The organism is Mycobacterium sp. TH-M82 (assembly GCF_057473605.1).
Window position 1 is genome coordinate 1 of sequence record NZ_JBYCKY010000507.1, and the last position, 5,629, is coordinate 5,629.

At 68.3% G+C, this 5,629-nt stretch carries 4 protein-coding genes; 1 reads left to right on the forward strand and 3 read right to left on the reverse strand.

What is annotated here, in order from left to right:
• The 3 genes from AC2VON_RS15700 to AC2VON_RS15710 all read right to left on the reverse strand — a co-directional run.
• The coding region (locus AC2VON_RS15700; RefSeq protein ID WP_486953786.1) for a DUF4185 domain-containing protein at nucleotides 1–1,039 on the reverse strand (1,039 nt) is incomplete at its 3' end.
• Nucleotides 1,040–1,088: 49 nt separating this feature from the next.
• Entirely contained in the window at nucleotides 1,089–2,141 is a 1,053-nt protein-coding gene (locus AC2VON_RS15705; RefSeq protein ID WP_486953783.1) for an aspartate-semialdehyde dehydrogenase, read from the reverse strand.
• Complete coding sequence (locus AC2VON_RS15710; RefSeq protein WP_486953784.1) at nucleotides 2,141–3,406, reverse strand: aspartate kinase; 1,266 nt, start codon at nucleotides 3,404–3,406, stop codon at nucleotides 2,141–2,143. Before AC2VON_RS15710 ends, AC2VON_RS15705 begins: the two co-directional genes overlap by 1 nt.
• Nucleotides 3,407–3,689: 283 nt before the next feature.
• Here AC2VON_RS15710 and leuA point away from each other — a divergent pair, with 283 nt between their 5' ends.
• Nucleotides 3,690–5,522 (forward strand): 2-isopropylmalate synthase, encoded by a 1,833-nt coding sequence (gene leuA, locus AC2VON_RS15715; protein WP_486953785.1) that lies wholly within the window; start codon nucleotides 3,690–3,692, stop codon nucleotides 5,520–5,522.
• Nucleotides 5,523–5,629: the final 107 nt, after the last annotated feature.

A 5,629-nucleotide genomic window follows, 5' to 3' on the forward strand; every position in this document is an offset into this window, starting at 1 on the left:
TGTTCCACTGGCTGACGAACACCCGCAGCTCGTCCAGCGTGGACCCGGGCGAGATGTAGCCGCCGTAGGGCTGCGCGAGCCGGTTGTCGAACGGTGCCGGCAGGGCTTCGGCGGGTTCGGGCCACTCGCCCCACTGCACCACCGTGGTCACCGGTGCCGTCCCCAGCGACGTCGGATCGTTCGCCACCCGGACTTCCATGTTCCAGGTGCTGGCGTTGAAATACGACAGCACGGTCTTGCCGTCGATCTGCCGGATACTCATCTCGCCCACCTTGTCGTCCCACAGCGGGGTGGGCGGCTTGTTCCAGCCGCCGCCGGGCCCGGCCGCCCAGCCCTGCCAGGCCGACCGGTTGGTCAACGCCTCCGGCGTGGCCCGGTAGAGCACCACCGGCCCGCTGCGGTCGAAGTTGTTCGCCACGATGTACACCCAGCCGGCCGGCGAATCCGGCGCCGGGATCGGGTCGTAGTAGCCACTGATCTGCGACTGCCGGCCGCCCTGATAGGAGGCGTCGCGCACCGAACCCGGTACGGTCTGCCAAAGACCCTGCGCCGGTTCGGCTTTCACCAATCGCGAGGTCTGCGGCACAAGCATTTTGACGGTGGTCACCATCAGGTAATTGGTCCGGTTGATCTGCACCACGCCGGCCGGCAGCTGGGACGCCCCGGGCGGTGGCTTGTCGGCCAGCAGCGGCTGGCGGATGCCGATGACGCCGGTGTAGCGCACCCCGGCCGGGTCGTCCACCGATTCGCCGTCGACGCGCAGCGCGACCGGTGAGTACCAGCCACCGAACCCGACGCCCTGCCCGGCGAAGCTGTCGCCGCAGACCTGCAGCACCGCGCTGGGGAAGTCGACGAACTCGCACAGGTCGGTGGCGCCGATGCCGTAGTCGCCGGTCGGTGTGCCAGTGCCGGCCACCGGGCCGATCCGGAACACCTGTCCCTCGGCCAACGGAAACAGGACCGGTTGCGGAACCGGTGCCGGCGGGTCAGCAGCGACGCCCGGAATCACTTGTGCGGCAAGAAGACCTGCCGTTGACATGGCAAGCAGGACGCGGCGAGCGGTCAGACTTGCCGGGCGCACCCGCGGATCATAACGCGGCCAGCAGCTCGGCGATCTGGATCGTGTTCAGCGCAGCACCCTTGCGCAGGTTGTCCCCGGAGACGAACAGCGCCAGGCCCCGCCCGTCCGGCACACCCGGATCGCGCCGGATCCGGCCCACCAGCGAGTCGTCCACGCCGGCGGCAGCCAGCGGGGTGGGCACGTCGACCAGTTTCACCCCCGGCGCGCCGTCGAGCAGCTCGGCGGCGCGCTGCGGCGACAGCGGCCGAGCGAACTCGGCGTTGATGGACAGCGAGTGGCCGGTGAACACCGGCACCCGCACGCAGGTTCCGCTGACCGCCAACTCCGGGATGCCGAGGATCTTGCGGCTTTCGTTGCGCAGCTTCTGGTCTTCGTCGGTTTCCCCGCTGTCGTCGTCGACGTAGCCGCCCGCCAGCGCCACCACGTTGAACGCGATCGGCGCGACGTATGTCTTCGGTGCCGGGAAGGTGGCCGCGTCGCCGTCGTACACCAGCTGCTCGGCGTCGTCGCAGACCGCCCGGGTCTGCTCGGCCAGCTCCTGCACCCCGGCCAGCCCGCTGCCGGAGACCGCCTGATAGGTCGAGACCACCAGCCGGACCAGCTGCGCCTCGTCGTGCAGCGGCTTGAGCACCGGCATCGCGGCCATCGTGGTGCAGTTCGGGTTGGCGATGATGCCCTTCTTCAGGGGCAGCGCACCGGTGACGTCGCGGTCGAAGTTCACCTCGGAGACCACCAGCGGCACATCCGTGTCCTTGCGCCACGCCGACGAATTGTCGATCACCGTCACCCCGGCGGCGGCAAACCGCGGCGCCTGCACCTTCGACGTGGCCCCACCGGCGGAGAACAGCGCGATGTCCAGGCCGGCCGGGTCGGCGGTTTCGGTGTCCTCGACCACGATCTGCTGGCCACGGAACGGCAGTTTTCGTCCCGCCGACCGGGCCGAGGCGAAAAACCGCAGGCTGGTCGCCGGGAAGTCGCGTTCGTCGAGCAGCGTGCGCATCACCCGGCCCACCTGGCCGGTGGCGCCTACCACACCAAGGGCAACACCAAGGGCAACCATCAGCGGCCCGTTCCCGCGTACACGGTGGCCTGCTCCTCGCCGCCGAGGCCGAACGCCTCGTGCACCGCCACGACGGCTTTGTCCAGCTCGGAATCGCGGCACAGCACCGAGATCCGGATCTCGCTGGTGGAGATCAGGTCGATGTTGACCCCGACCTGGGCCAGCGCCTCGCAGAACGTGGCGGTGACCCCGGGGTGGCTGCGCATGCCGGCGCCGATCAGCGACACCTTTCCGATGTGGTCGTCACAGCTCACCGCGCTGAAGCCGATCTCGTCCTTGAGCGATTCCAGCTTCTCCACCGCGGTACGCCCGGCCTCGCGCGGGCAGGTGAAGGTGATGTCGGTTTTGCCGCCCTCGATCTTGGAGACGTTCTGCAGCACCATATCGATGTTCACATCGGCGTCGGCGACGCCGCGGAAGACCTTGGCCGCGTAGCCGGGCAGGTCGGGGATGCCGACGACGGTCACCTTGGCTTCGCTGCGGTCGTATGCGACTCCGGTCAGGATGGGGTCTTCCATGGGGATGTCCTTGATCGATCCGGTAACGGTGGTGCCCGACCGGTCCGAGTACGACGACCGGACGTGGATCGGGATGTGGTAGCGACGGGCGTACTCCACGCAGCGCAACATGAGCACCTTGGCGCCGCAGGCGGCCAACTCCAGCATCTCCTCGAAGGTGATGGTGTCCAGCCGTTTCGCGTTGGACACGATACGCGGGTCGGCGCTGAAGATGCCGTCGACATCGGTGTAGATCTCGCAGACGTCGGCGCCCAGCGCGGCGGCCAGCGCCACCGCGGTGGTGTCCGAGCCGCCGCGACCCAGCGTGGTGACGTCCTTGCTGTCCTGGCTGACGCCCTGGAACCCGGCCACCAGCACGATCTGGTCGTCGTCCAGCGCGGCCTGCAGCCGGCCCGGGGTGACGTCGATGATCTTCGCCTTGCCGTGGGCGCCGGTGGTGATCAGCCCGGCCTGCGAACCGGTGAACGACCGCGCCTGGCAGCCCAGCGATTCGACGGCCATCGCCACCAGCGCGTTGGAGATCCGCTCGCCAGCGGTCAGCAGCATGTCCAGCTCACGGGCCGGCGGGGCCGGGCACACCTGCGCCGCGAGTTCCAAAAGATCATCGGTGGTGTCACCCATCGCCGAGCAGACCACGACCACCTCGTTGCCGGCTTTCTTCGTTTCGGCGATGCGCTCCGCCACCCGGCGGATCGCATCGGCGTCGGCCACCGAGGACCCGCCGTACTTCTGCACGACGAGCGCCACTGTCGTCCTTCCCGGGATGGTTTATCAGGATGTTCGCGATGAGGGCCGGCTACCAGGATACGTAGCCGAGCACCTAAGTTTCGACACCGACCAATCGGGCCGCTCTGGCGCACCTGGGTCGGGGGTCAACCTGTTCACCACATACCCGGGCGGGGTACAGTACATGACGTGCAGCGGGTGCTCCTCCTCGGACGCCGCGACGGGGTCTGATCCAGACCGGCCTCCCGTCGCGGGTGTTCGACGAGCCGGTCTGAGGTCCATCCGACAACCCGGAGCAATCAACGTGGCAACCTTTTCTCGACCATCACCCGACTCGTTCACGTCCGCCTGGACGGTCACCAAGCCGTCGGGCCCGCCCAACCCCGGCCAGCCCGGGTGGAACCCGCAACGCGGGTCGTCGATGCCGGTCAACCGGTACCGCAGCTTCGCCGACGAGGTCGAGCCGATCAGCGTGCCCGACCGCCGCTGGCCGGATCGCGTCGTCGACCGCGCACCGCTGTGGTGTGCGGTCGACCTGCGTGACGGCAACCAGGCGCTGATCGACCCGATGAGCCCGGCCCGCAAGCAGCGGATGTTCGACCTGCTGGTGGCGATGGGCTACAAGGAGATCGAAGTCGGCTTCCCGTCGGCCAGCCAGACCGACTTCGACTTCGTCCGCCAGATCATCGAGGGCGGCGCGATCCCCGACGACGTCACCATCCAGGTGCTCACCCAGTGCCGCGACGAACTGATCGAGCGCACCTTCGAAGCCTGTGCGGGCGCGCCGAACGCGATTGTGCACTTCTACAACTCGACGTCGATCCTGCAGCGCCGGGTGGTGTTTCACGCCGATCGGCCCGCGGTGCGCGAGATTGCGGTCGCCGGCGCCCGCAAATGCCTGGCGGAGGCCGCCAAACAGCCCGCCACCCGGTGGCGGTTCGAATACTCGCCGGTGTCCTACACCGGCACCGAGCTGGAGTACGCCAAACAGGTGTGCGACGCCGTCGGCGACGTCATCGAGCCGACGCCGGACCACCCGCTGATCGTCAACCTGCCGGCAACCGTCGAGATGGCCACCCCCAACGTCTACGCCGACTCGATCGAGTGGATGAGCCGCAACCTCAATCGGCGTGCGTCAATCGTCCTTTCGCTGCACCCGCACAACGACCGCGGCACCGCGGTCGCCGCGGCGGAACTGGGCTATCAGGCCGGGGCGGACCGCATCGAGGGCTGCCTGTTCGGCAACGGCGAGCGCACCGGCAACGTCTGCCTGGTGACGTTGGGCCTGAATCTGTTCTCACGCGGCGTGGACCCGCAGATCGACTTCTCCGACATCGACGAGGTCCGCCGCACCGTCGAGTACTGCAATCAGCTGCCGGTGCCCGAACGGCACCCCTACGGCGGCGACCTGGTCTACACCGCGTTCTCCGGCAGCCACCAGGACGCCATCAACAAGGGCCTGGATCAGATGAAGCGCGACGCCGATGCCGCCGATGCCGATGTGGACGACATGCTTTGGCAGGTACCGTATCTGCCGATCGATCCGCGCGACGTCGGCCGCACCTATGAAGCGGTGATCCGGGTCAACTCGCAGTCCGGCAAGGGCGGGGTGGCCTACATCATGAAGACCGACCACGGGCTGGTGCTGCCGCGGCGGCTGCAGATCGAGTTCTCCAAGGTGATCCAGAAGATCGCAGAGGGCCCGGCAGGTGACGGCGGGGAGGGCCGCGAGGTCGGCCCCAAGGAGATGTGGGACGCCTTCGCCGAGGAGTACCTGCACCCGGTGCGGCCACTGGAGCGGATCCGTCAGCGGGTTGTCGCGGCCGAGACCGACGGCGGCACCGACCGGATCGAGGCCGTCGTCAAGCGCGACGGCGTGGCGATGCAGATCACCGGCGCCGGCAACGGCCCGCTGGCCGCATTCGTCGACGCGCTGGGCCACGTCGGCATCCACGTCCACGTGCTGGACTACTCCGAGCACGCCATGTCCACCGGCGAGGCGGCGCAGGCCGCGGCTTACGTCGAGGCAGACATCGGTGGGCACACCGTGTGGGGTGTCGGCATCGCGACGTCGATCACGACTGCATCACTTCGCGCGGTAGTCTCTTCCGTCAACCGGGCGGCGCGGTTAGCCTGACCCGAACGGTAAGCCGACCGAAAGGGAGTTCACGCATGCATTTCGACTGGGACGTGCTGTGGGGGCTGATCTGGTACTCACTGGTGGTGTTCGCGTTCATCGCGTAC